The sequence below is a fragment of the Methylobacterium oxalidis genome, assembly GCF_007992195.1.
Lineage (GTDB): Bacteria > Pseudomonadota > Alphaproteobacteria > Rhizobiales > Beijerinckiaceae > Methylobacterium > Methylobacterium oxalidis.
On the sequence record NZ_BJZU01000028.1, the window covers coordinates 21,312 to 42,833 of the forward strand.

At 69.9% G+C, this 21,522-nt stretch carries 25 protein-coding genes; 8 read left to right on the forward strand and 17 right to left on the reverse strand.

Features of this window, described 5'->3' with window-relative positions; translation table 11 throughout:
• Position 1: 1 nt before the first annotated feature.
• The 7 genes from MOX02_RS08635 to MOX02_RS08665 all read right to left on the reverse strand — a co-directional run bounded on the left by MOX02_RS08635 (position 2) and on the right by MOX02_RS08665 (position 3,739).
• Positions 2–328 (reverse strand): hypothetical protein, encoded by a 327-nt coding sequence (locus MOX02_RS08635; protein WP_147025404.1) that lies wholly within the window; start codon positions 326–328, stop codon positions 2–4.
• Positions 328–1,677, reverse strand: a complete 1,350-nt coding sequence (locus tag MOX02_RS08640; RefSeq protein WP_147025405.1) for a hypothetical protein — start codon at positions 1,675–1,677, stop codon at positions 328–330. The genes MOX02_RS08635 and MOX02_RS08640 overlap by 1 nt, the downstream gene beginning before the upstream one ends.
• A 101-nt stretch (positions 1,678–1,778) precedes the next feature.
• Positions 1,779–2,075 (reverse strand): iron-containing alcohol dehydrogenase, encoded by a 297-nt coding sequence (locus MOX02_RS08645; RefSeq protein ID WP_147025406.1) that lies wholly within the window; start codon positions 2,073–2,075, stop codon positions 1,779–1,781.
• 11 nt (positions 2,076–2,086) lie between these two features.
• Complete coding sequence (locus MOX02_RS08650; protein ID WP_147025407.1) at positions 2,087–2,554, reverse strand: hypothetical protein; 468 nt, start codon at positions 2,552–2,554, stop codon at positions 2,087–2,089.
• 230 nt (positions 2,555–2,784) lie between these two features.
• On the reverse strand, positions 2,785–3,156 hold the full coding sequence (locus MOX02_RS08655) for a hypothetical protein (protein ID WP_147025408.1): 372 nt from the start codon (positions 3,154–3,156) through the stop codon (positions 2,785–2,787).
• A gap of 11 nt (positions 3,157–3,167) precedes the next feature.
• Positions 3,168–3,536 carry a hypothetical protein gene (locus tag MOX02_RS08660; RefSeq protein WP_147025409.1) on the reverse strand — a complete coding sequence of 123 codons (369 nt, stop codon included), beginning with the start codon at positions 3,534–3,536 and terminating at the stop codon, positions 3,168–3,170.
• Positions 3,533–3,739 (reverse strand): helix-turn-helix domain-containing protein, encoded by a 207-nt coding sequence (locus MOX02_RS08665; RefSeq protein WP_147025410.1) that lies wholly within the window; start codon positions 3,737–3,739, stop codon positions 3,533–3,535. Before MOX02_RS08665 ends, MOX02_RS08660 begins: the two co-directional genes overlap by 4 nt.
• A 328-nt stretch (positions 3,740–4,067) precedes the next feature.
• Here MOX02_RS08665 and MOX02_RS08670 point away from each other — a divergent pair, with 328 nt between their 5' ends.
• Positions 4,068–4,931 carry a hypothetical protein gene (locus MOX02_RS08670; RefSeq protein WP_147025411.1) on the forward strand — a complete coding sequence of 288 codons (864 nt, stop codon included), beginning with the start codon at positions 4,068–4,070 and terminating at the stop codon, positions 4,929–4,931.
• A 34-nt stretch (positions 4,932–4,965) separates the two neighbouring features.
• Positions 4,966–5,517 (forward strand): hypothetical protein, encoded by a 552-nt coding sequence (locus tag MOX02_RS08675; RefSeq protein ID WP_147025412.1) that lies wholly within the window; start codon positions 4,966–4,968, stop codon positions 5,515–5,517.
• A gap of 52 nt (positions 5,518–5,569) precedes the next feature.
• Here MOX02_RS08675 and MOX02_RS08680 read toward each other — a convergent pair whose 3' ends face one another.
• Positions 5,570–5,887, reverse strand: a complete 318-nt coding sequence (locus MOX02_RS08680) for a hypothetical protein (RefSeq protein WP_147025413.1) — start codon at positions 5,885–5,887, stop codon at positions 5,570–5,572.
• Between the two features lie 428 nt (positions 5,888–6,315).
• On the opposite strand from MOX02_RS08680, the gene MOX02_RS08685 reads away from it, so the two are divergent.
• Positions 6,316–6,840, forward strand: coding sequence for a hypothetical protein (locus MOX02_RS08685; protein ID WP_147025414.1), 525 nt, complete (start codon positions 6,316–6,318; stop codon positions 6,838–6,840).
• Between the two features lie 455 nt (positions 6,841–7,295).
• On the opposite strand, the gene MOX02_RS08690 is transcribed toward MOX02_RS08685, so the two are convergent.
• Positions 7,296–7,655: a hypothetical protein gene (locus MOX02_RS08690; RefSeq protein WP_147025415.1), complete on the reverse strand. Its 360-nt coding sequence runs from the start codon at positions 7,653–7,655 to the stop codon at positions 7,296–7,298.
• A 373-nt stretch (positions 7,656–8,028) separates the two neighbouring features.
• On the opposite strand from MOX02_RS08690, the gene MOX02_RS08695 reads away from it, so the two are divergent.
• Positions 8,029–10,077, forward strand: coding sequence for a hypothetical protein (locus MOX02_RS08695; RefSeq protein WP_147025416.1), 2,049 nt, complete (start codon positions 8,029–8,031; stop codon positions 10,075–10,077).
• Positions 10,078–11,019: 942 nt separating this feature from the next.
• Here MOX02_RS08695 and MOX02_RS08700 read toward each other — a convergent pair.
• Positions 11,020–11,457, reverse strand: coding sequence for a hypothetical protein (locus tag MOX02_RS08700; RefSeq protein ID WP_147025417.1), 438 nt, complete (start codon positions 11,455–11,457; stop codon positions 11,020–11,022).
• A 593-nt stretch (positions 11,458–12,050) separates the two neighbouring features.
• On the opposite strand from MOX02_RS08700, the gene MOX02_RS08705 reads away from it, so the two are divergent.
• Together MOX02_RS08705 and MOX02_RS31850 are read left to right on the forward strand one after the other, a co-directional pair.
• Positions 12,051–13,043, forward strand: coding sequence for an IS481 family transposase (locus MOX02_RS08705; protein WP_147025418.1), 993 nt, complete (start codon positions 12,051–12,053; stop codon positions 13,041–13,043).
• Positions 13,044–13,335: 292 nt separating this feature from the next.
• Entirely contained in the window at positions 13,336–13,488 is a 153-nt protein-coding gene (locus MOX02_RS31850) for a hypothetical protein (protein ID WP_210250374.1), read from the forward strand.
• Positions 13,489–13,504: 16 nt separating this feature from the next.
• Here the strand turns inward: MOX02_RS31850 and MOX02_RS08715 are convergent, their stop codons facing one another.
• Positions 13,505–14,638, reverse strand: coding sequence for a T6SS phospholipase effector Tle1-like catalytic domain-containing protein (locus tag MOX02_RS08715; protein WP_147025419.1), 1,134 nt, complete (start codon positions 14,636–14,638; stop codon positions 13,505–13,507).
• A 245-nt stretch (positions 14,639–14,883) separates the two neighbouring features.
• On the opposite strand from MOX02_RS08715, the gene MOX02_RS08720 reads away from it, so the two are divergent.
• Together MOX02_RS08720 and MOX02_RS08725 are read left to right on the forward strand one after the other, a co-directional pair.
• Positions 14,884–15,315 (forward strand): LexA family protein, encoded by a 432-nt coding sequence (locus MOX02_RS08720; protein WP_147025420.1) that lies wholly within the window; start codon positions 14,884–14,886, stop codon positions 15,313–15,315.
• On the forward strand, positions 15,312–16,601 hold the full coding sequence (locus tag MOX02_RS08725; protein ID WP_147025421.1) for a Y-family DNA polymerase: 1,290 nt from the start codon (positions 15,312–15,314) through the stop codon (positions 16,599–16,601). The genes MOX02_RS08720 and MOX02_RS08725 overlap by 4 nt, the downstream gene beginning before the upstream one ends.
• Before the next feature lie 216 nt (positions 16,602–16,817).
• Here MOX02_RS08725 and MOX02_RS08730 read toward each other — a convergent pair whose 3' ends face one another.
• The 6 genes from MOX02_RS08730 to MOX02_RS08755 form a co-directional block, all read right to left on the reverse strand.
• Positions 16,818–17,036, reverse strand: a complete 219-nt coding sequence (locus MOX02_RS08730; RefSeq protein WP_147025422.1) for a hypothetical protein — start codon at positions 17,034–17,036, stop codon at positions 16,818–16,820.
• Positions 17,037–17,160: 124 nt separating this feature from the next.
• Positions 17,161–19,605: a heavy metal translocating P-type ATPase gene (locus MOX02_RS08735; RefSeq protein WP_147025423.1), complete on the reverse strand. Its 2,445-nt coding sequence runs from the start codon at positions 19,603–19,605 to the stop codon at positions 17,161–17,163.
• A 67-nt stretch (positions 19,606–19,672) separates the two neighbouring features.
• The gene (locus MOX02_RS08740; protein ID WP_147025424.1) at positions 19,673–20,155 is read right to left on the reverse strand and encodes a DUF305 domain-containing protein; all 483 of its coding nucleotides are present in this window, start codon (positions 20,153–20,155) and stop codon (positions 19,673–19,675) included.
• A 55-nt stretch (positions 20,156–20,210) separates the two neighbouring features.
• A complete protein-coding gene (locus tag MOX02_RS08745) occupies positions 20,211–20,543 on the reverse strand; it encodes a four-helix bundle copper-binding protein (protein WP_147025425.1) in 333 nt (110 codons plus the stop codon).
• 180 nt (positions 20,544–20,723) lie between these two features.
• A complete protein-coding gene (gene copM / locus MOX02_RS08750; RefSeq protein ID WP_147025426.1) occupies positions 20,724–21,113 on the reverse strand; it encodes a CopM family metallochaperone in 390 nt (129 codons plus the stop codon).
• Between the two features lie 26 nt (positions 21,114–21,139).
• Entirely contained in the window at positions 21,140–21,505 is a 366-nt protein-coding gene (locus MOX02_RS08755; protein WP_147025427.1) for a hypothetical protein, read from the reverse strand.
• Positions 21,506–21,522 lie beyond the last annotated feature (17 nt).

The window sequence follows — 21,522 nt, forward strand, 5'->3', positions numbered from 1 at the left end:
GCTACTCCCCCTCGTTCCAGTTGAGGAGCACGGCGGAGTGCCGGCGAGCCATCCCGGCCTGACCTTCGAGCTCCTCGGCGCGCTCGGCGAGGAGCCTGCCGAGGACCGGGGCGACCCACGGCGGGATGGGGCGCCACGCCGGGTTGCGGTCTCCGTTCGGGAGGCGCTCGGGCGCGAGCCACCGGAAGGGCAGCCGCGGATCGAGCGTCGCGCGCGACCCGTCCGGGTGATGCGGCCCGAGCAGGCGGGCGAGCGGCCGCTTGAACTCCTCGCCGAGCAGGAGGCGGGCCGCGAATTCCAGGGCGTCCGGGTGCAGGGGCAGGGCCATCACAGGTTCTCCAGGTTCAGCGTCGGGCCGTTGAGCGTCCGGCGGACGGCCGCCTTGACCCGGCGCCGGCCGACCTCCAGGCCCCGGCGGTAGGCGCGGACGAGGGCGCGGTAGGCCGCGGTCGGGAGTCCCTGCGGCACCTGCAGCTCCGGCCTCACGCTCGCTTCCTGCACGAGATCGTAGTGGCCCGGCTTCACGCAGGGGCGGAGCTCCCAGCCCCCGCCCAAGGAGCCGATCGCCTCGATGGCGACGAGGTCGGCGTGGTGCCGGGCGGCGTCCTGCAGCCGCACGCGGGCGTCGAAAAGCAGGCCGTAGGCTCGGTCGCAGGGGGCATGTCGCCCCTCCTCGTATGCGCCTATCCAGACGAGGGCGGCTCCGTACGCGTCGAGCGCCGCGTGCTCGATCGCGCTGACCGACGTGAGCCACGCCTGCGGCGCGTCGGCGGGCGGGGTGCTCGCGTCGAGCGCGGCACGGACGAGCTCCGCGACCTGAAAGTTGGCCATGGCGTGCGTCGGCACGACGGCGAGCGGGACGATCTTGCCGCCGCCGATCCGGACCGGCTTCGGGGTGGGGGTGCGGGTCGCGCGTGCCTGCTGCTGCTGGGCCGGGAGGGGGACTGGGGCCGGCCCCGGCTCGGGCCCGACTTCTTCCATGGTGAGGACCGCACCCGCCTCCCGCTCGGCCGCGCTGAACTTCGCAGGGTCCCGGCCGCCGAGCAGCGAGACGATCTCGGCGGTCGCGTCCTGCGCCCGCTTGAAGATCATCGGGAACGTGACGGTCTGGAAGACGTCGGCGTCGTCGACCCACGCCTTGACGACGCGGAAGCCGGCGGCGGGCGGGTTCTCCATCGCGACGCGGTCGTGCTCGGAGAGCTGCTCGCCGAGGATTGCGCCGGTCGCGCGGATACCGTCGAGCAGCCAGGTGTCGAGCCTGCTCGGCTTGCCGTTGACAGCCCTGCGCTCGATCTCGGCGACGGCCTCATCGCGCTCCCGGTCGTGAGCCCGGATGCGGGAGAGGATCTCGTCGCGCGAGAGGCGCTGCGGCGCGGCCGAGGCGGCCGGGGCGGCGCAGGCCTGCTGCAACTGCGCGGGCTGGGCTATCGCCGGTGCCGCCTCCTCGGCCGTGCGCTCCAGGATCTCCTCGGCGTCGCGGGCGAGGTGGGTGCGGATCTCGGTGAAGTCGCCGCAGAAGCCGGACGCCTCGCCGTGCCAGATCTGCCAGGCGCCCTGGTGCCGGTGGACCGAGACGTCGCTGCCGCCGAGGGCGGCGTCGTAGGCGCGGACGACCGCGCTCATGTTGGGGGCGCGCTCGATGCGGGAGACGGCCGAGAGGATGGAGGACTTCGTCATGTTCGCGGTGTCCCAGCGAGTGAGGGAGCTGCTCTGAAGAACTGCTCTATGTCCATCAATCTATGGACCACCCCTGCCGGGCGCAAGGGCGGCCAAGCTTTTCAGTACGAGTAGATCCCGTTCGCCCGCCGCATCGCTCTGGGCATCTCGGCTCGGGCCTCCTCGTAGTAGGCGAGCAGCCGCGCGCGGAGATCGATCGCCTCCTCCAAAAGCGGGTGCCGCGCGAATCGGGGGTGCGTCACGATGATGAGGCGGCTGCCCAGGCCGGCCCCGATCGAGGCGCGCTTCCCCCAGACCGCGAGCTCTTCGCCCGGATGGGCTGGCTCGCGTCCCTTGTAGAGGAAGCCGGCGTCGAGCTCGGCGATCGCCCGGCGCGCCTCGATGACGGCCGGGGTCAAGTCGTCGAGGTCTAGGCGCGGAGGAGACCCTTCCAGCTCAGGTTGATCCGATGGCCGGGGGTCAGCCGGGGCCGCGGGCCGCCCTCCCACCAGGGCTCCCCCCGGAGCGGAAAAGGGCGCGGCGCAGCGGCCTCCTCGACCGCCGGGGCAGTGGGCTGCTCGGGAGCGGGAGCGGGCTCGGCCGCGCCGGAGGGCAGCTTCTTCAGCAGGGCGAGTGCCATCTCGCCGGCCTCCGCAACGCCGCCGTGGAGCCGGCAGTAGGCGCGGACCGCCTCGACGGGCATGCCCTTGTACTCGGCGCTCCCGTCGCCCGGCTCGAACCAGGACTGGTGAGGGCCGAGGCCGCTCGTGTCGATCTTGGGGTCTCGGTGCCTCGGCGGGGCGTAGAACATCACCGTATCCGAACCCGGGTCCTTCGAGACGGAGATGTAGACGTTGTCCCTGAGGCGGATCTCGGTGGAGCGGACGGCTCGGGTCACTGGCTTACTCTCCCTGCGTATCTTTCGAGTTCGGCGGCCTGACTTCGATACGAATCGGCCCGCTGCGCGCAGAGCCGGGACAGCCGCGCGTCGATTGAGGCGGCCGCCGCGGCGAGCTTGGCGTGGTGCCGCCACTGCGCCACCAGCGTCCGGCTGCTCGGGCGGCGGAGGTCGCGGAGCGGCGCGCGCTTGACGACGTTGCCGGCATCGAGGCCGCCCGGCAGCCAACCCTAGTAGAGAGTGACCGTGCGGTCCGCGTCGCAGAGGGTCGTGGTCGCGTAGGGGCTCACGATCGCCGCGGCCGCCTCCCGGTGCGGGCTCTGCAGGCGGTCGGCCGCCTCCTCCCTAGCCTGCAGATCGGCGAGGTGACCTCGGCGGAGGCGCCAGCCCAGGCCTCCGCGGGGGCCCGGGGCGTACTCAGTCCACCCGTAGCTCGCGAGGACGTCCATGAAGTTTCGGGACCGCTCGTGCCAGTCCAGCGGCAGGATCCGCCGGGGGCCGTACATCGTGAGGTACAGCTCGCGCGGGCCGAAGCGCTCGCCCCCGCGCTCGGCCACGAGGCGGTCGCGGATGTTGACGTGCCACTCGTCGGGTCGGCTCATCGCGGCCTCCTTCAGAACGGGATGTCGTCGTCGGTCAGGGCGAGCTGCAGCGCGCGCGGGGGCAGCGGCGGGAAAGGCAGTTCCGGCTCGTGCTCCAGGCGCCGCTCGCGCTCGACCTCTCGGGCGTGATCGCGCGCGCAGCCCTCGGGCATCACGGTGCAGTGCCGCGAGACGAAGAACTGGCGGTCTTCGTCGAGGCCGACGTGGATGCGGTAGCGCTCGCCGGCCCGGATCCCGCGGCCGCAGCTGCAGCTGTCGCAGACGTGCGCCTTGCGGGCGACCGCGTCGCGCCAGACGCCGCCGTCGGCGAACGTGGGCTCCGGCGGATCCGGCTCGAAGTCGATGTCGGGCCCGTAGTGATAGCCGGTCAGGTCGATCACGGGCGCGTCTCCCCGGCGGGCACGTAGCTGACGACGCGCTGCAAGCCGAGCGCGTCCAGAACCGCGTCGCCGGGGGCGCGGCGCCCCTTCCGCACGTCTCCGACGTATTGCGCCGACACGCCCGCCGATGCGGCCCACGCCTGCTGCGAGCCGGCCTCCCGGATCGCCTCCTCCAACCGCAGCAGGACGTCCTCGCCCTGCATTTGCCTCACCCCGCCAGACACCACCGCCTCCTGAAAACCAAGCCTCGGATCCGCTCATGCGCTGACCCGCTGATGTGAAGGTCGGCAATTCGCCGGCAGTTGTCCAGAGTGATGGATCGGGTTTTTCAGTGAATCCACTTATTTGTATTTTGCAAGTTACAAGAAACCCGCGGCGGTTGGGAGGTTCGGCAGATTAATTTGGCCTGAAGCGCATATTTCCGAGTACGACCACTTGCGAGATGCTTGCCTGAGTGGGACGCTACGCATGTCAGCGTATTCGCTGACCCGGCCGATAGAGCCGGCCACCCCGGTTTCTGGAGACCCTCTCATGGCCCCGCCGATCGAGTTCGGCACCGTCTGGCGCTGCGTCGGCATCCACCGTCGTTACGGCAACGAGCTCCCGCTCTGGCTCTGCGACGAGCCGACCACCGCGTTCCGCGACGCCTACAAGCGGGCCCGCGGCATGCTCGTCGGCGTCGGCTACAGCTGGACCGATCGCGGGCACGACCAGCCCCGCCTCGTGGCGTGCTGGTGGGACATCGGCGTCACCGTCGACGTCGCCGCCCTGCGCGCGGAGGTCGACCGCGTGGTCGCCGAGGCGGCCTCCGAGCGCGAGGCGAAGGCCCGCCGCGAGGAAGAGCGCCACGTACTCGACGTCGCCCAAACCGAGATCGCGGCTCCCCCGATTCGTTCGGCTCTGCGCACCCTCCTCGCGGAGCGGCCGTGGACCCTTGGGCGCGCGCTCACCGAGGCCCGCGATCTCGCCGCGGCGGAGAGCTGGACGTCGTGGGGGCTCCGCAGCGCCGAGCGCTACCTCGACAACGCCGCGGGCAACATCCGCCGGGCCGAGGAGCGCCTCGGACGGCCGGCCCCGGCGCTGTGGTTCGCCCGGGCCGCGGATCCGGCCGTCCGGGTGGCCGCCCTGGAGGCCTGCCAGCACCTGAGCTCGCTCGACACTGATTGGGCAGCCGATCGCAACTCGATCGGCTGGTCGCAGGCGACGTGCTGGACCGGGCACGTCCTCTCGGAGCGCGAGGCCCTCGACCAGGGCGAAGCCGCGCACGCCCTCGCGCTGCTGCAGGGACACCGGCTGCAACTCGCCGACGAGCTCAACGTCCGCCTGTTCGGCGAGGCCCCGAAGCGGCGCCGGCGGGCCAAACCCGACGCGCCGGCTGGCGCCTTGCTAGTCTGAGGCGGACGATCACCCCGCGAGAGAGGAGGACACGATGCGGTTTCTGGGACGGTTGCTCGCGACGATCCTGCACATGATGCTGGAGATCTTGCTGCTACCGCTGACGCTGCTTGGCTGGCAGCCCAAGCCGACAGCGTCGAGCGTTGCGGCGGCCGCCCTCGACGCCGTCCGCCGCGACGAGCCGGGCGAGCCCCTCGCGCCGGTCGTGCGCAAGCCATGCCCGATGGCGGAGCTCGTGCAACGGCACGCCCGAGCGCGGCTCTTCACGCACGAGCAGCACGCCCCAGTCGATCCGCTCCCGAGCCCCCTCGCGGCATGGGTCGCCGGGCTCGACGCGACGCAGCTCGGCGAAGTTCTCGGCTGCCCCGCGAGCCGGCTGCAGCGCCATATCAACGCCGGCCTTGGCGGGTCTACGGCACTTGGCCCGTTCCGCCTACCGCCGGTCGTCGCGGACGCTGTGCCGGCGGGGATCGCCGGCAAGGGCGCCAAGGGCGGGACCGGGGGGCCGAGCCGCTCGGTCGACGTGGCCGAGCTGCTGGCAGAGCTCGGGACAACGCCCGCATACAGCTACGGCCCGAGCCGCTAGACGCGGGCCACCCCATTTACCCCGAGCCCGCCGGTCACCCCGGCGGGCTTTTTCATGCGCGGTCCCTGACTGCCGCGAGGACGTGCGAGAGGGCGTGCTCCGCTCGATCGGCGCGCTCTCGCTCGGCACCGATCGCCCTCGCGCATGAGGCGAGCTCACGGCGGAGGCGGGCGGTCTCGACCTGCGCCGCGGTGGCCTGCTGGCGCGCGAGGGCGAGTTCGTGGATGAGTTCCGAGACCGCATCGACGCCCCGGCGGCGGTCGGTTTCGACAGCGCGGAAGAGGTCCTGGACCGCGAAATGCCCCATCATCAGGCCTTGAGCCATCCGCCCCGAGACGTCCGCGGTGATGTGGGCGGCGTGGTGCGGCATGGGGACGTCTCCAGTGCGGGGCGATCTCGTGCTCCCAAGGTGGGCCTGGCCGGAGTCCCGGGTCAAGAATCTGGGGAAGCCGTCCACAATCGACGGTAAACGAACCCCTGGCCCCTTGTGCCTTGCCCTGTGCGCCCGAATCGAGCGCACGTCGGGCCGACGTCGGACCAGATGTGCCTGCCGCTCCCGGAGGCCTCCGGGCATGGGGTGTCGGCGCCGTCCCGGGGCGCGCCCCGCACGGGCGCCGAGGGGCCATCGTCCGGACGGCATCCGAATTGGAAACTCGATTCTTAAATCCGCAGCCTCGATTCTGGATCTAGGAGTAACGGGGGGATTAGTCCTCGCCTCGCAAACCACTCCCGAGGGGTCACTGTTTTTGGGGGCCTGGTGTGTTGGCCGTCTCACCGGCTAGGGCGAGCCTCCCGGGCATGGCCAGCACCCGCATCAGGCTCGACGTCTCTGCCCTTCGCCGGGCCGGGATCACGAAGGCGAAGGAACTCCGGTCGGCGCTCGACGAGGCGGTCCTCTACCTGGCGGCCTGCGCCCGGAAGCGCCTGCGCGAGGTCGCCGCCGAGGTCTTCGACCGGCCGACCGCCTTCACCCTCGATGCCTTCCGGTACCGGAAGCTACAGGGCGAGGCGCCGGCCGCGCTCGTCTACGTCCTGCCCACCGCCGCGCGCTACCTTGCCCTGGTGGTATTCGAGGGCGAGCGACGTCCCGGCGATCCGAGGACGGTGTCCCGCGGCATCCTCGTCCCTGGCCGCGATGCCGTCCTCGACCGCTTCGGCAACCTGCCCCGGTCGCAGATCTCCCAGGCCGAGGCGGAGGGGGCCCGGTGGGTCCCGACGCAGGGCAACGCCGAGATCCTGATCCTGCCGGGGCGGGACCACCCCCCGGATCATCGCGGCGGCGGAAGACGTCGCGACCTACGAGCCGAGGCTCCCCTTCTATGACGGCCTCAGACGATAAGGAGGGGGATGGCGCTCTGCACGTCAGCGTAGGGCGCGCCCCGGATCGTCGGCTGCCCGCCGTTCAACTGGCTCCGGAATGCGGTCGCCTGACGCCAGCTAACGCCACCGTCGAACGAGATTTGCACGATCGCGGTGTCGGTGAGCGTGCCGCCCGCCCGGCGCGAAGCCGACGAGCAGCGCCGTGCCGTGCCTCACGGCCCGAGTGATCGCGTGCGGGACGTGCTCACCCCTCAGTTCGCTCGGTCGCACGATGACGCGTGTGTGCGGGTAGCCCACGGGGTTGCACCATCGCCTGCCGGAAGGGGCGCCCGGACGGTGGGGCTTGCCCCAGGCGCCAAGTCGTTCCAGCGAGGGTCAGGCTCTCGGCCCGCCGTGCGACGGACAACACACCACTCATCGCGACGAGGGTGGGTCCGGTCCCCGGGAAGGGCCTGGCGCTAGGCCACGGTGTCACGCGAGATCCGGGCGAAGAGGGCCGGAACGGTCGCGGCGGGCAGGTAGCCCCGGAGCTGCAGGGCGCGAGCGGCCCGGCGTACTAGGCCCTCGACATGGACGGCGTTGGGATGCGTCCGCCCCCGGGCCCCTTGGGAGCCGGTCAGCGGCGCGTCGCGGATCGCGTCGACGATGGCGCGGTCGAGCTCGCGCGGATCCGGCAGGCCAGCGGCCTTGCGATCGGCACGCTCCTTCCGTTTCCGCTCGGCATCCTCGCGCCGGCGCTCATCGGCTGCCATCTGCTCGATGATCGCGCGATGGCCAGGGGTGCGCTTGCGCGCGGGGGAGAGAGCGGCCTCGGACATGCCCGAATGATGCTCGCCCGGGACGCAAGGATCTAGGTCGCCCGCCGTGCAGATCCCCACCACCGGACCAGCTCCATGGCGTGAAGATTTGCACCACCTTACCGCCTCGGCTTCACCCCAGTTTCCCTCTAGGCTCCAGCCTGGGGCGGATGCGGTCTCGCGATACAATACTAATTGGGCTGACCATTCTCACCCGTCCCAGCCGGCCTCCCCGCCCTCTCTACCGCCCGCCGGGTTCTATATTTTAGTATTAGGGGACCGCCGGAGCCTCTGTCCCGAGCCCGTTCGTAGCCGCCTCCGCAGAGGGGAATGGGCTTGTTCCTGCCACGCCGAGTAGTACCTTCCGGTGGTGCAAATCTGCAAGCGTGAGCTCATGCCCGCCTCGCCCGAGCCCTCCGTCCCGTCCGCCCGCTCCCGGCGAGCGCCCTTCGTCCCGGGCGTGCGCGGCGACATGGAGGCGGCGGTCGCCTCGCCGGAGGCCTTCGCCAAGGTTGCTCCGTCCGTGCCGCGCCCGGTCGCCTACCTCCTCGACCGCCGGCTCTGCGCGATCCCCCGGCTCGGCGCGCGGGACGTGGCGCTCTGGGAGTGGGTCGTCTCCTACGCGATCGCGCAGCATCCCGACGGCCTGCCGGAGCGGATCCACGAGCCGGCGATCCCCGTTCGCCCCGCCCTCGTTGCGATGAGCGGGCGCACTCGGCTCGTGCAGCCGCGCGAGCTCGCGGACAGCCTCGTGCGTCTCCTCGGGGGCGAGCGCCAGGAGCTGAGCATCGACGGTGCGTTCCGCGCGTCACTCCCGGAATGGATCACGCCGCTCCTCCGCCGGGACCTCTACGGCTACCTCGACCTGGCCGCGCTCGCGCGCTTCTCCACCAAAGGCGCGCCGCTGCTCTACCGCCACCTCGTTGGGCGCCTCGCCGCCGACCGTGTCCGCTACCTGCCGGACGCGCCTTCTCATGTCGTCACGGTGCCCGTAGCAGAGCTCGGCGAGATCCTCGGCATGCCGGCCCCGCACCGTATGGGGCCGCTCCGGATCCGCTATCTGCAGCCTGCGCTCGACGACATCGCCGACCACGTGACGGCCTTCACGGTCGAGGCCGAGGAGGCCAAGGACGAGCGGGGCCGCAACCTCGCCGTAGCGTTCTCCGTTCGCCTGCGCCCACCGGAAATGCGGACGTCAGCCGCACGGCTACTACCCGCGGAGGACCTCTCGTTCCTGCAGGCGCACCCGGACGCGCCGGCCTTCCAGCTCCGGGCGTCAACCCTGGTGAAGCTCGGAAGCGCGCTCCCCTCTCGCCGGGTGACCCAGCCGAAGGCGGGATCGCGCCGTCGGCCCGTGGCTGCCCTGGGATCGGAGATGCATGCCTGGCGGCGGATCTGGCTCGCCGCCCTGGACGAGGCGCTCACCGGCTCCGCGCTCACGCCGGGCCATGAGACGTCGCCGTACCGGGGGCAGCGCCTGCTCGAAGCGATCACGAGGGACGGCGCCGACCAGGCGTTCTGGGCCTTCGTCATGGCCGAGGTGGAGAGCCCCGACCTGCAGGCGCGCCTCGACACCGGGGCCGGCATCGAGCCCATCCGCATTCTCGCGGCAGCCGAGCGGGCCCGGATCCTGCGCTTCCGGAACGCGCGCGCCGACCGCCGCCGCGCGTTGAGGCATGCGCGGGCCGAGGGCACGCTCCCGCCCTCGACCCCGAAATCGAAAATGACCGATTTGCAGCCGATGACCGCTCCCGTCCCCGTCGCCCCCCCTGTAGCCTCAGCGCCCGAGCCCGCCGTGCCTGAGACCGATGCCGCCCTTGTGGCGCTGCTCTCGACCGAAGAGGCGCGAGCCGAGGCCAAGAAGCTGTGGTGGTATTGGCAGCCCGCATCCGAGTTCCCGCGCCTGCACGCGGCCGCGACGGCCAAGCTGCTGCTCGACGAGGATCTCGACGGGCAGTTCCCGATCTTCGCCAGGGCGGACGAGGCCATGGGGGGCGAGTACCGGGCGAACCTCGCGAAGCTTGTCTCGACCTTCGACCTGCCCCGGCAGCTGCACGAGGATCGCGTCGCGACGCGAGTGCCCGACTTCATCGACGCGGACCTTGCTGAGACGCTCGTCACCTTCCTCGGCCGCACGTTGACGGTGCCGGTGCAGAACGGTGTCACCGCCGACCCGAAGAGCACGCTCCTTCGCGACCGAGCCTTCGTCCGAGAGCGGGTGGTGAAGGCCCGGGCCGAGTGGCAGGAGCGGGCCGCGCGCCGGGGCGATGCGTACGTGCGCGGAAAGCCGCGGACGTTCGAGCAGGTCCAGCGCGAGATCTACGGCGGCGCGCCGTTGTTCGTGGCGACGGTCAAGGATCGCGACGGGTTCAACCGCGCGGCCCCGCCACCGCCGGCCCCTCCACCCCAGCCCGAGGCCAAGCCCCCGGCGAAGGCCGAGTAGGAGCGCCCTTCGGAACCTTGGCCGTGTTGCCGCGTTTGGTCCCTTGGGCCTAGACTGGTCTAGACACTATCACAATCGGTGCACCCTCTCTAAGGCGCGGCGCGCAATAGGCGATTCGGTCCTTCGCGCCGGGGGGCTGCCACATGTTCAGTGTCTCCTCGTTCACCGAGGACATCCCCTCTACGGCTCGGACAATCCAGGCGTCATCATCTTGAAGCGCGCGGTCCAAACCCACTGCGTCCTCAGCTAGCACGCCGACAAGCTCACCGTCGTCGAAATGTGCCGGGTCCGGATCTGCCGGATGGACACCCTCGCCGAGAACATCCACCGGTCCCAGGCGGCCTGGCGCAAGGGCGAGCACTGGCCGCCTCCTCGGCGGCCACTACGATTGCGCACTTCCCCTGTAGCGAGCCTACCAGATCGCCGAGGCGAGCGCCCTGAGGAAGGTCGCCTTCGGGGTCGAGACTCCACACCTTCCCAACATAGCCGCTCCCTCGCCAGCCTCGGCCGCCCAGGTCCCCTAACCCCCGGTGTGTTGTCCGTCGCACGGTTGGGCTGTCTGCTAGCCGGACGCCACCACTCGGCGCCGGCGACGCCTCAAGTCTCCCGTCGAGCGAGGATGTGCCTACCAGAGACCGTGGGTGGCGGCAGCCTCACGCGAGCTGCAGACGCCCCAGCCTACAAAACCGCCCGCGGCCGGCGCCTGGCTCGCCAAGGAGCCTAGCCCCCGCATCCTCCTGGATGCCCGCGGCCTCTACGGTAGCCGCCAGGTCGCGGCACGGCAAGTAACCCCGCCATCCTCCAGTGTACCCGTGAGGTCGGGGTCGACTTCGACTACACGGGGCCAGGTCACCACGGTTGTGGCGCACAGGCAGGTCGCTCGGGGCTGAGGCCGCCCCCGCCTCGAGGGAACTGGGGTGACAACACGTTGAGCTCGTCACCTTAGGTAAGAAGCTCAACCTCAATGTTGTCGTGGCACCAAATCTTTCCAAAAGGAGTATCAACCTCAATGTGAAAAAGATCAACCTGACCAGACCTGTGGAAGTACATCAGATTTTTGTCTTTGAGACAACCATCAACTTCGCAAATGATGTAATCGCGTTTGTCGTATCCATCTTTTGATGACCACGACTTGATGCCGATATACTTTAGAACCCGGCCTTGGTAGTCATCTTCATTTCCAATGAGGTCGCTTGGAGAGAGACGAACCTGCTCCTTCTTCGTCGGCGCGAGTGCCGACTTGGCCTGAGCCCAGGCGCGGCGCATCGCTCCAGCAATGTGAGCCCGTGCGCGTTCACCAGCAATCGAGGCAGCCTCTCTGGCCAAGTTCCAGGCCTGGCGCATGATCGCGCCGAGATCGTATCGAGTGCTCTTTGACATTCTGACGCATCCATCGAATACATAGATTTCATGCACGATGTTGTTGCCAGATTATCGAGATGTCCAGCTAACAGGGTTGTAATTGTTCGGCGCTATATCGCGTGCGGCTCAGAGAGTTGCCACGCGGCAGGGGGCGACATCTCTGTGGCCCTAGCGCGGGTCAGAAGCGGTCTTACGCGCCCGAAGTTGGACGCCTTGGCAGAAAGTGCCAAACCGCCGCCTGATCGCCGAGCGAGGCGCTATCGCGGCTGCAGACCGCTGTTCTTATCCACAGCCAAAGTACGGTTTTCCGTGGCGCCCCCGCTATCGATGTCCCGGCCGAGCCGGGAGTGGCCATTCCGCCGTTATGATGCAGCGCAGCAAGAACGGTGGTGCCTAGTCTCCGAGGAAAGGCCAGGCCGTCGGGCGGCTATCAACAAGGTCCGCTCGGCGACACGGATGAGGGCGCCGCCCTGACCGCGGAGGCCCTGAACGCCGCGATCGAGTTTCTCGACGAGTTGCTCGCGAAGCGCGGTGATGAAGATCCTGCTCCCTAGATGTTTGATCCCAGGGTTTGATGGTGCAGTTTTCTCACGAGAGTGGAAGGACGCGCTATGGGCCAGGTTCAGCACGGGAGCGCCACGACGACAGCGGCAGTCCGTCGAGCGATACAGCATAGTCAAGCGAGCCTGAGGGCGCTGGCGGCCCGTTACGGCGTCAACCCGAAGACCGTCGCGAAGTGGAAGAAGCGGTCCTCGGTGACTGACCGGAAGACGGGGCCAACGGATCCCCGGTCCCCGGTGCTGACGGCCGAGAACGAGGCGGTGATCGTCGCCTTTCGCCGACACACCCTGCTGCCACTCGACGACTGCCTCTACGCGCTGCAGCCGACGATCCCGCACCTTACACGCTCAAGCCTGCACCGTTGCCTGCAGCGCCATGGCATCTCGCGGCTCCCCGAAGTGGATGGCGACAAGCCGCAACGTGCAAAGTTCAAGCACTACCCGCTCGGCTACTTCCACATCGATATCGCCGAGGTGCACACCGAAGAAGGCCGGCTCTACCTGCTTGTGGCGATCGACCGGACCTCCAAGTTCGCCTTCGCCGAGTTGCACGAGAAGGCCACGCGCCGGGTCGCCGGCAACTTCCTGCGGGCCCTTGCTGCCGCCGTTCCCTACAAGATCCACACCGTGCTCACCGACAACGGCACGCATTTTACCGAGCCGTCCGGCAACACTTGGACGCCGGAGGAGATCAAAGCGATGCGCGCCGAGAAGGTGCTGTTCCGCTGCCACTCCTTCGAGGGCGCCTGCGCCGACCTCGACATCGAGCACCGTCTCACGAAACCGCGTCATCCCTGGACGAATGGTCAAGTTGAGCGGATGAACCGCACGATCAAGGACGCCACCGTCAAACGCTTCCACTACGACAGCCACGATCAGCTTCGGCAGCATCTCGCTGACTTCGTGGCCGCCTACAACTTCGCGCGGCGCCTGAAGACCCTACGCGGCCTCACGCCCTACGAAGCTATCTGCAAAGCCTGGACGGAGGAGCCCTCTAGATTCACCCAGAACCCGCACCACCAAATCCCGGGACCAAACACCTAGACCGGTCGTCGCCCTCTGGAAGGGCGAACTGCGGCGCGCCGGACGCCGGGAGATTGGCGGGGTCCTGATGGGCGAGGCTGTCGCCCCGGACACGTTCCGTGGCGTCGAGGCCAGCGTGCAGCGCGCCGGCGGGACCGCGACCAGCTTCGTACGCGACCTCGGGCATCATGGCGACGCGATCCGCGCGCCCTATCGAAGGACGGGCCACGACTAAACGCGGTTCAACTACCTCGGCGAATAGCACTCGCACCCGTCGTTTCCGACGGCGCCCAGCCGCGATGACCTCACCACCATGCATGAGCTTCTCGCGCAGGGCCGGATCAGCGCGACCTTCGCATGCCTGTTGATCGTGCGGCTCCGGCTCTTCCGCCGCCTCGACGTGGGAGCCTACGTCTTCACGCCCGAGGGCGGGATGCAGAGCGTGACGGTCGTGCGCGAGCGGTAGCGGCCGGCGTCGCCGACTACACCGGGGTCGCATCCTCGGCCTTGAGCGCGCCCGTCACGCGGGCCGGGTCGACGCGCAGCCTCTCGATCCAGTCCGCGAGGTTGGGCGGCCGGTACCCGGGATTGTCACGCCAGCGCGCGAAGACGCTGCCGTCGATGGTCTCGTTGATCCGCCAGGTCGTGCGCTCGGAGCCGACCGCGGGCGGCGCCCCTACCGGCCGGTGGAAGCGCGGCGTGAACAGGCGCAGGAGCCTCGGGCCGAAGGCGGCGTAGGAATCCGCGATCTCCGCGTTCGGGGCGGGCGCGTCCAGGGAGAAGCCCGGCCGAAAGGCGAGGCCGTGCTGGGCCGCCTTGTCCAGGATCCACTTCAAGGGGGCCTGGGCGAGGATGTCACTCGGGTAGCCGCCGCCGACGTTGGCGTGGGCCCCGACGAACCAGCGCTGCTCGATCGCATCGAGGCTCCGGCGCGGGCAGGTCGCGACCTTGTCGTTGTCGGCGGTCTGCGTCCAGAAGGTCGGCTCGAAGGCCCGACGCTGCTCGTCGAGGGCGAGCGCGTGGAAGGCGTAGGTGTTTGAGCGGTAGAGGTGGGTGTCGAGGAAGCGGTACTTCGCGACCCGGGTGCGCAGGCTCGACAGCGGGTTGCCGACCGATCCGACCGTGTCCCATATCCCCATGAACTTGACGTCGGCGGGCACGCAGTGGGCGACGAGCCAGCGCTCCTCGATGCCGGCGAGCCGCGCCGGGTCGGTGACGAGCAGCGTGCGGATCGTGGGCTCGGTGCGGCGGCGGTAGCGGGCGTAGAGCTGCTCGATCGAGAGCGGGGCGCCCGGCCGGAGCACGCCGCACTTCGAGATCAGGCCGGACAGGCTGCGCGCCGCGTAGGCGCCACGGCTGAAGCCGAAGATGAAGATCTCGTCTCCCTCCTCGTAGGCCTGGACGAGCCAGGTGTAGGCGTCGACGATCTCGTTATCGAGGCCGTAGCCTACGATCCCGCCGCGCACCTTCTCACCGATGCGGGTGCCGACGCCCTGGCTGTAGTAGACGAGCTGCCCGGGGGCCGTCGGGTCGCACAGCGACTTCAGGCGCCAGACGTTCGTGTTGTTGTTGAGCGTGTTCCAGGTGCCGTCGAGGAAGATGGCGAGACGCTTCATGGCGGATACCCCCCGGTATCGCGGGACGGCGACGTGAGGCGGTCCGGACCGGCCCAGGCGCAGCTCAACGCTCACGGACCGGCGACGTTCCTGATGCGTTCCTGGGCGGGCCCGGCGACGAGCGCCAGCGCCCTATCCCCGTTATCCACAGCCCTCCACCGCGCATGCCGGAGGCCAAGCTCGGCCGCTTGGCGGAACCCGGCCGCCATGTTCCACTTTTGTTCCGTTGGATTCGGAGCACGCGCATGCAGGTCTCGGGCGTCACGATCGGGTTGCCGACACCGATCCCCATCCTGGCGAAACCCGTGCGTGCCGGCTTCCCGAGCCCGGCCGACGACTTCATCGAGGAGGAGATCGACCTGCAGCGGCTGCTCGTCGCCAACCGGCCGGCCACCTTCCTGGTGCGGGTCGCCGGCGACAGCATGATGCTCGCCCGCCTCTTCGACGGCGACCTCGCGGTGGTCGACCGCTCCCTGACCCCGCGCAACGGCGACGTCGTGGTCGTCGACATCGACGGCGAGCGCTCCTTCAAGGTCTGGCGCCGCCAGGGGCCCCGGGTCACGCTCTCCTTCGCCAACCCGCGCTTCCCCGAGTTCCGGCTCTCCCCGGACGCCGTGGTCGAGGTCTGGGGCGTGGTCTCGGGCTCGGTCAACCCGAGGCGCCGGAGCGGCGAATGAGCGCCCGGGCCTACGCGCTCTCGGACGGGAACAGCTTCTACTGCTCGTGCGAGCGCGTCTTCGACGCGAGGCTCGCGCGGGTGCCGGTCATCGTGCTCTCGAACAACGACGGCTGCGCCGTCGCCCGCACCAGCGAGGCCAAGGCGCTCGGCATTCGCATGGGCGAGCCGTACTTCAAGATCCGCGCGCTGTGCCGGGCGCAAGGCGTGCGGGTCTACTCGTCGAACTACGCGCTCTACGGCGACATGTCGGCCCGGGTGAACGCGGTCTACCGGGGGTTCTCCCCGCGCATCGAGGTCTACTCGATCGACGAGAGCTTTTTGGACCTCTCGGACGTGCGCGAGCGCGACCGTGTGCCGCTCGCGCGCGACATGCGCGAGACGGTGCGGGCCTGGACGGGGATCCCGACCTGCGTCGGGATCGGGGCGACGAAGACGCTGGCCAAGCTCGCCAACCACGTCGCCAAGACGGTGCCCGAGCTCGGCGGGGTCTGCGACCTGACCGACCCGGTGCAGTACGACCACTGGATGGCCCGCATCGCGCCCGACGAGATCTGGGGCGTCGGCCCGGCCAACGCGCGCAAGCTGGAGGCGCTCGGCTGCGTCAGCGCGGCGGACGTGCGCGATCTCGACACCCGGGCGGTGCGCAAGGCGATGACGGTGGTGGGCGAGCGCCTAGTGCAGGAGCTGCGCGGGGTGCCCTGCCTCAACCTGGAGGAGCTCGCCCCGACCCGGAAGGGCTGCGCCGTCACCCGCAGCTTCTCCGACCGGGTCGAGGACCGCGCCACCATGGAGCAGGCGGTCGCCGCGCACGCGACCCGGCTCGGGGAGAAGCTGCGGCGCGAGGGGCTCGGGACCGACCACGTCACGGTCTTCTTCCACACCTCCGAGCACGACCGCGACCGGCCGCAGCGCTCGGTCTCGACGGTGGTGACCCTGCCCGAGGCCACGAACGACACCCTGGTGCTGCTGAAGGCGGCGACGCACGGCGTGCGCAAGGTCTGGCGCGACGGCTACCGCTACGCGAAGGCGGGCGTGGTCACGACCGACCTGGTGCCGCTGGCGGCCTCGCAGCGGGCCCTGCCCGGCTTCGGCCAGCTCGACCGGGAGCACGGGGTCGCGTTGATGGCGGCGCTCGACGCCTGCAATCGCCGGTTCGGGCGCGGCGCCGTGGTGCCGGCGACGGCCGGGCTCGCCGAGAAGCGCGACTGGTCGACGAAGTTCGAAATGCGCTCCCCCCGCTACACCACCCGGCTCGACGAGTTGCCGGTCGTCGCGGCGGCCTAGCCGGGCGAGCCCGGCCCCTCCCTTTAATGTGATACAACGTCAGGAGGTTGTGCTACATTAGACGGCGCTCATCCCTCGCGCCTTCGGAGGCTTTCCTCTCCGTGGGCAAAGACCGGCCCTGTTGGTCGCCAGCGCGCGGGGCCCTGCGGCGCGCTCCCCCCGATGCAGTGCGGCCAGATCGACCGGGCGAGGCCCGCAACGCGCCCGCGGTTCCCGCTAGCCGCGCTTGGTCATGTTCATGGGCATGCCCTCGCAGCAGCACCCGCCCTTCTTCCCCTTTATGGCGCCGTGGTTCATGGCCATCCCGGTCTTCATGCCGGGCTTGCCGCACATCATGGCGCCCTTGTCCTTGCCGCCGCCGCAGCAGGACATCGCCATTACCGGGGACGGCGCCATCAGCAGCAGGGCGGCCGAGGCCAGGACGATCCGCTTCATGGTCTTTCCTCCGTTTCCCGCGGGCCCATCATAGCGGTGCTCCCCTCAGCTGCTCCGTAGGGCTTCCCGCGATGGGAAGGTCAAGGCGTAGCGCAAGCCGCCCGAGCTTCCCGCACCGTCTCCGTCAACCAAGCCGCGCCGTCCGCAGGCGCAGGGCGTTGCCGATCACGCTGACCGAGGAGAGCGCCATGGCGGCGGCTGCGATGACCGGTGAGAGCAGGATGCCGAGGAACGGGTAGAGCACCCCCGCCGCGACCGGCACGCCAGCCGCGTTGTAGATGAAGGCGAAGAACAGGTTCTGGCGGATGTTGCCCATCACCGCCCGCGATAGGCGGCGCGCCCGCACGATGCCGAGGAGGTCGCCCTTGAGCAGCGTCAGGCCCGCGCTCTCGATGGCCACGTCCGTGCCGGTGCCCATCGCGATACCGACGTCCGCCGCCGCGAGCGCGGGGGCGTCGTTGACGCCGTCGCCCGCCATGGCGACCACCTGACCCGCCGCCTTGTGGCGCTCGACCACGGCGGCCTTCTGGTCGGGCAGCACCTCCGCCTCGACCTCCTCGATGCCGAGCCGGCGCGCCACCGCTTCTGCCGTGGTGCGGTTGTCGCCGGTCAGCATCACCACCCGGATCCCCTCGGCCCGGAGCGCGGCGAGCGCCTCGGGCGTCGTCGCCTTGACCGGATCGGCGATCGCGATGACGCCCGCAACCTGCCCGTCGACCCCGGCGAAGATCGCGGTGGCCCCGTCGCGCCTCAGATCATCGGCCTCGGCAGCCTGGGCCACCACGTCCACCCCCTGCTCGCGCAGGAAGGCGGCATTGCCGAGCGCCACCCGGCGGCCCTCGACCGTGCCGAGCGCGCCCTTGCCAGTCGGGCTGTCGAAGTCGGCCACGGGGGCCAGGCCGATGCCGCGATCCTCGGCCGCCTTCACGATCGCCACGGCCAGCGGGTGCTCGCTCGCGCGCTCCACGCTCGCCGAGAGGCGCAGCACGGTGGCCTCGTCGAAGCCGCCCGCCGGCACCACCCGCGTCACGGCCGGCTTGCCCTCGGTCAGCGTACCGGTCTTGTCGACCACCAGCGTCGTGACCTTCTCCATGCGCTCCAGGGCTTCGGCGTTCTTGACCAGCACGCCGGCCTGGGCGCCGCGGCCGACGCCGACCATGATCGACATCGGCGTGGCGAGCCCGAGCGCGCAGGGGCAGGCGATGATGAGCACCGCGACCGCCGCCAGCAGTGCGAAGGTGAAGCGCGGTTCCGGCCCGAAGGCCATCCAGGCGACGAAGGCGAGCGCCGCCACTCCGATGACCGCCGGCACGAACCAGCCGGCGACTTGGTCGGCGAGGCGTTGGATGGGGGCGCGCGACCGCTGGGCTTCGGCCACCATCTGGACGATGCGGGCCAGCATGGTGTCGCGCCCGACCTTGGTCGCCTCGACGACGAGCGAGCCGGACTGGTTGAGGCTGCCGCCGATGACAGAGGCGCCGGCCTCTTTGGTGACGGGCATCGATTCTCCCGTCACAAGGCTCTCGTCGACGGAGCTGCGACCCTCCACGACAGCGCCGTCGACCGGCACCTTCTCGCCGGGCCGCACGCGCAGGCGGTCGCCAACGCCGATGGTGTCGAGCTGCACCTCCTCGTCGGTGCCATCCGCCCGGATGCGCCGGGCCGTCTTCGGCGCGAGGTCGAGCAGCGCGCGGAGGGCCCCGCCCGTGCTCTCGCGGGCCCGCAGCTCCAAGACCTGCCCGAGCAGCACCAGCACCGTGATGACGGCGGCCGCCTCGAAATAGGCCGGCACCGCCCCGCCATGCCCACGCAGCGCCTCCGGGAAAAGCCCGGGCGCCACGGTCGCGACCACGCTGTAGAGCCAGGCGACCCCCGTCCCGAGGGCGATCAGGGTGAACATGTTGAGGTTGCGGCTGCGGACGGATGCCCAACCGCGAACGAAGAACGGCCAGCCGGCCCAGAGCACGACCGGGGTCGCCAGCGCGAACTGGATCCAGTTGGACGTCTGCTGCCCGAGGCGCTCCGTCAGGCCGAACAGGTGGCCGCCCATCTCCAGGACGAAAACCGGCAGGGTCAGGACGAGCCCGACCCAGAACCGCCGGGTCATGTCGACGAGCTCCTCGCTCGGGCCTTCGTCGGCGCCGACCATCGCCGGCTCCAGGGCCATGCCGCAGATCGGGCATGCCCCGGGGCCGACCTGCCGAACTTCCGGATGCATCGGGCAGGTGTAGATCGTGCCCTCGGGTACCGGGTCGGCCTTCGTCGCGGCTTGGCCGGGGTCGACATAGCGGACCGGGTCGGCCTCGAACTTGGTCCGGCAGCCGTTCGAGCAGAAGTAGTAGGGGTGGCCGCCGTGCTCAGCCCGGTGCTTCGTGGCGTGCGGGTCGACCATCATCCCACAGACCGGGTCCTTTACACGGTTGGCACCCGCGTCGTTCGCCGCGATGCCGGCCTGGTCGCCGTGCGCATGGCCGTGGGCGTGCCCGTGCCCGTGACCGGCATGGCCGTGGCCGCCCGCGCAGGCATGGCCTCCCGGGGCGGGGTGATGTCCCTGTGGCGCGTCGCTCATGACCGCTCCTTCCGCATGGCCGAGGAGGCACCGCCGGCCCACGAGCGACCCGACGGCAGCCGGCGCCTTACTGGCGGCCTTCCTTCTGGGCGTTCTTGTCGAGCCAGGACTTGAGCTCGGCGATGCTCTTCTCCTGCTCCTGGATGGTCTTCTCGGCGATCTTCTTCGCCTCGGGATTGTCGCCGTTTCTCAGGCCGACCTGGGCCATCGCGATGGCGCCCTGGTGGTGCGGGATCATCGCGCAGATCCAGGCGACGTCGGCGTCCTTGGCCATCATGCCCTGCATCATGGGGCCGTTCATCGACATCATGGCCTGCTGCAGGCCCTTCTGGGCCTCGGTCATCTGGCCGCCCATGCCCTGCATGGCCTGGGACATGTGACCCTGCATGTCCTTCATCGAATCCTCCTTGGCAGCCGACGCCGCCTTGCAGGCCGCGGGCAGCTCGAACGAGGGCCCCTGCATGGAGCCGTGGTCGTGGTCGGCGGCGAAGGCCGCCCCGGTGCCGGCGAGCGCCAAAGTCGCGGCGAGGGTCAGGGTGCGAACGAACAAGATTGCCTCCTCAGGTCGGTTGGCGGGGGCGGCCGGTCGAGCCGCCGCGTCGGGTTCAGGCGGCCATCTTCCGGCAGGTCTCGGCGCAGGCCCGGCACTGCGCGACGCAGTCCTGCATGTCGCCGACCTGCTCGCAGCTCCTGGCGCAGGCCTCGCAGATCTCGGCGCAGGCCCGGCAGGTGTGCTTGTGCTCCGGCAGGCCGATCAGCATGAAGTGCGCCGAGGTCCGGCAGATCTCCGCGCAGGCCAGCATCAGCCGGAAATGCCCCGGCTCGACGTGCTTGCCCCCGGCCGGCAGGCAGTGGTTCGAAGCCATGCCCAGGCAGGTCTGGTAGCAGCGCAGGCACTCGTCGATGCAGGATTGCATCTCGCTCGACACGTGGCTCATTCAGATATCCTTCTCGCTTGTATTTGCGAATGAGGGCACAGCTAGAGATCTGATAAAGTATTAACTCAACCAGCTAGCTACAACCTGGATATCAAACTCCTCAATCCGCGAAGCGTTCAGAAATAAATACTCTGTACGATCACGGATTTGGGAGCTTCGCCTACCTGCGCGAGGGCGACCTCACTGGGTGCCCTTCTTTTTGAGGAAGGCCTCCATCTGGGCGATCTCGACGTCCTGAGCCTTGATGATCTCCTCGGCCAGCTTCCGGATTTCGGGGTTCTTCGAGTGCTCCAGCGCGACCTTGGCCATGGCGACGGCCCCCTTGTGGTGGGGGATCATGCCGCGCACGAAGTCGACGTCGACGTCGTTCGTGTAGCGGATGTCCATGTCCCGGTGCATTTCGGCGCCGACGTCCCGGAACGCCTTCGTGGCCGGCGTGTCCGACTTGTCCGTCGCCGTCATCGCGGCGTGGTCGTGCCCGGCATGGTCGTGGGCCTCGTGCGCCAGGGCGATGCCCGAGAGGCCGAGGGTCAGGGCCGCCGCGGCGAGGGTCGAGGTCAGGGTCTTCATCGAAGGGGTCTTCCTGGTGCGTGGGATCAGTTGAACTTGCCGCTGGCGGTTGCGCCGTCCGGGCCGGTGAGCTGCACGGCGCCCTTCGGGCTGTCGCCGAGCGCCGCGGCGGCCTTGCCGGTGAGGCGGTTGCCGTCGGCGGGCTCCAGGGGCACGCGGGTCGGCTTGCCGCCGACGACGAGGATGGCCGTGCCCTTGAAGCCCGCGGCCGGGACAGGCTTCTGGCCCTCGTCGGACACGAACACGTCTACGGTCTCGCCCTTGGCGACGAGCTCGACGTGGAACTTGCCGGCGTCCGCTACCCGGCCGCCGTGCTGGCCGGAGGTCTCGTGGGCATACACGGTCGTGGCGGCGAGCAGGCCGGCGACCAGGGTCACTCGCGGTAGGATCATGCTCAGGTCTCCTCTCG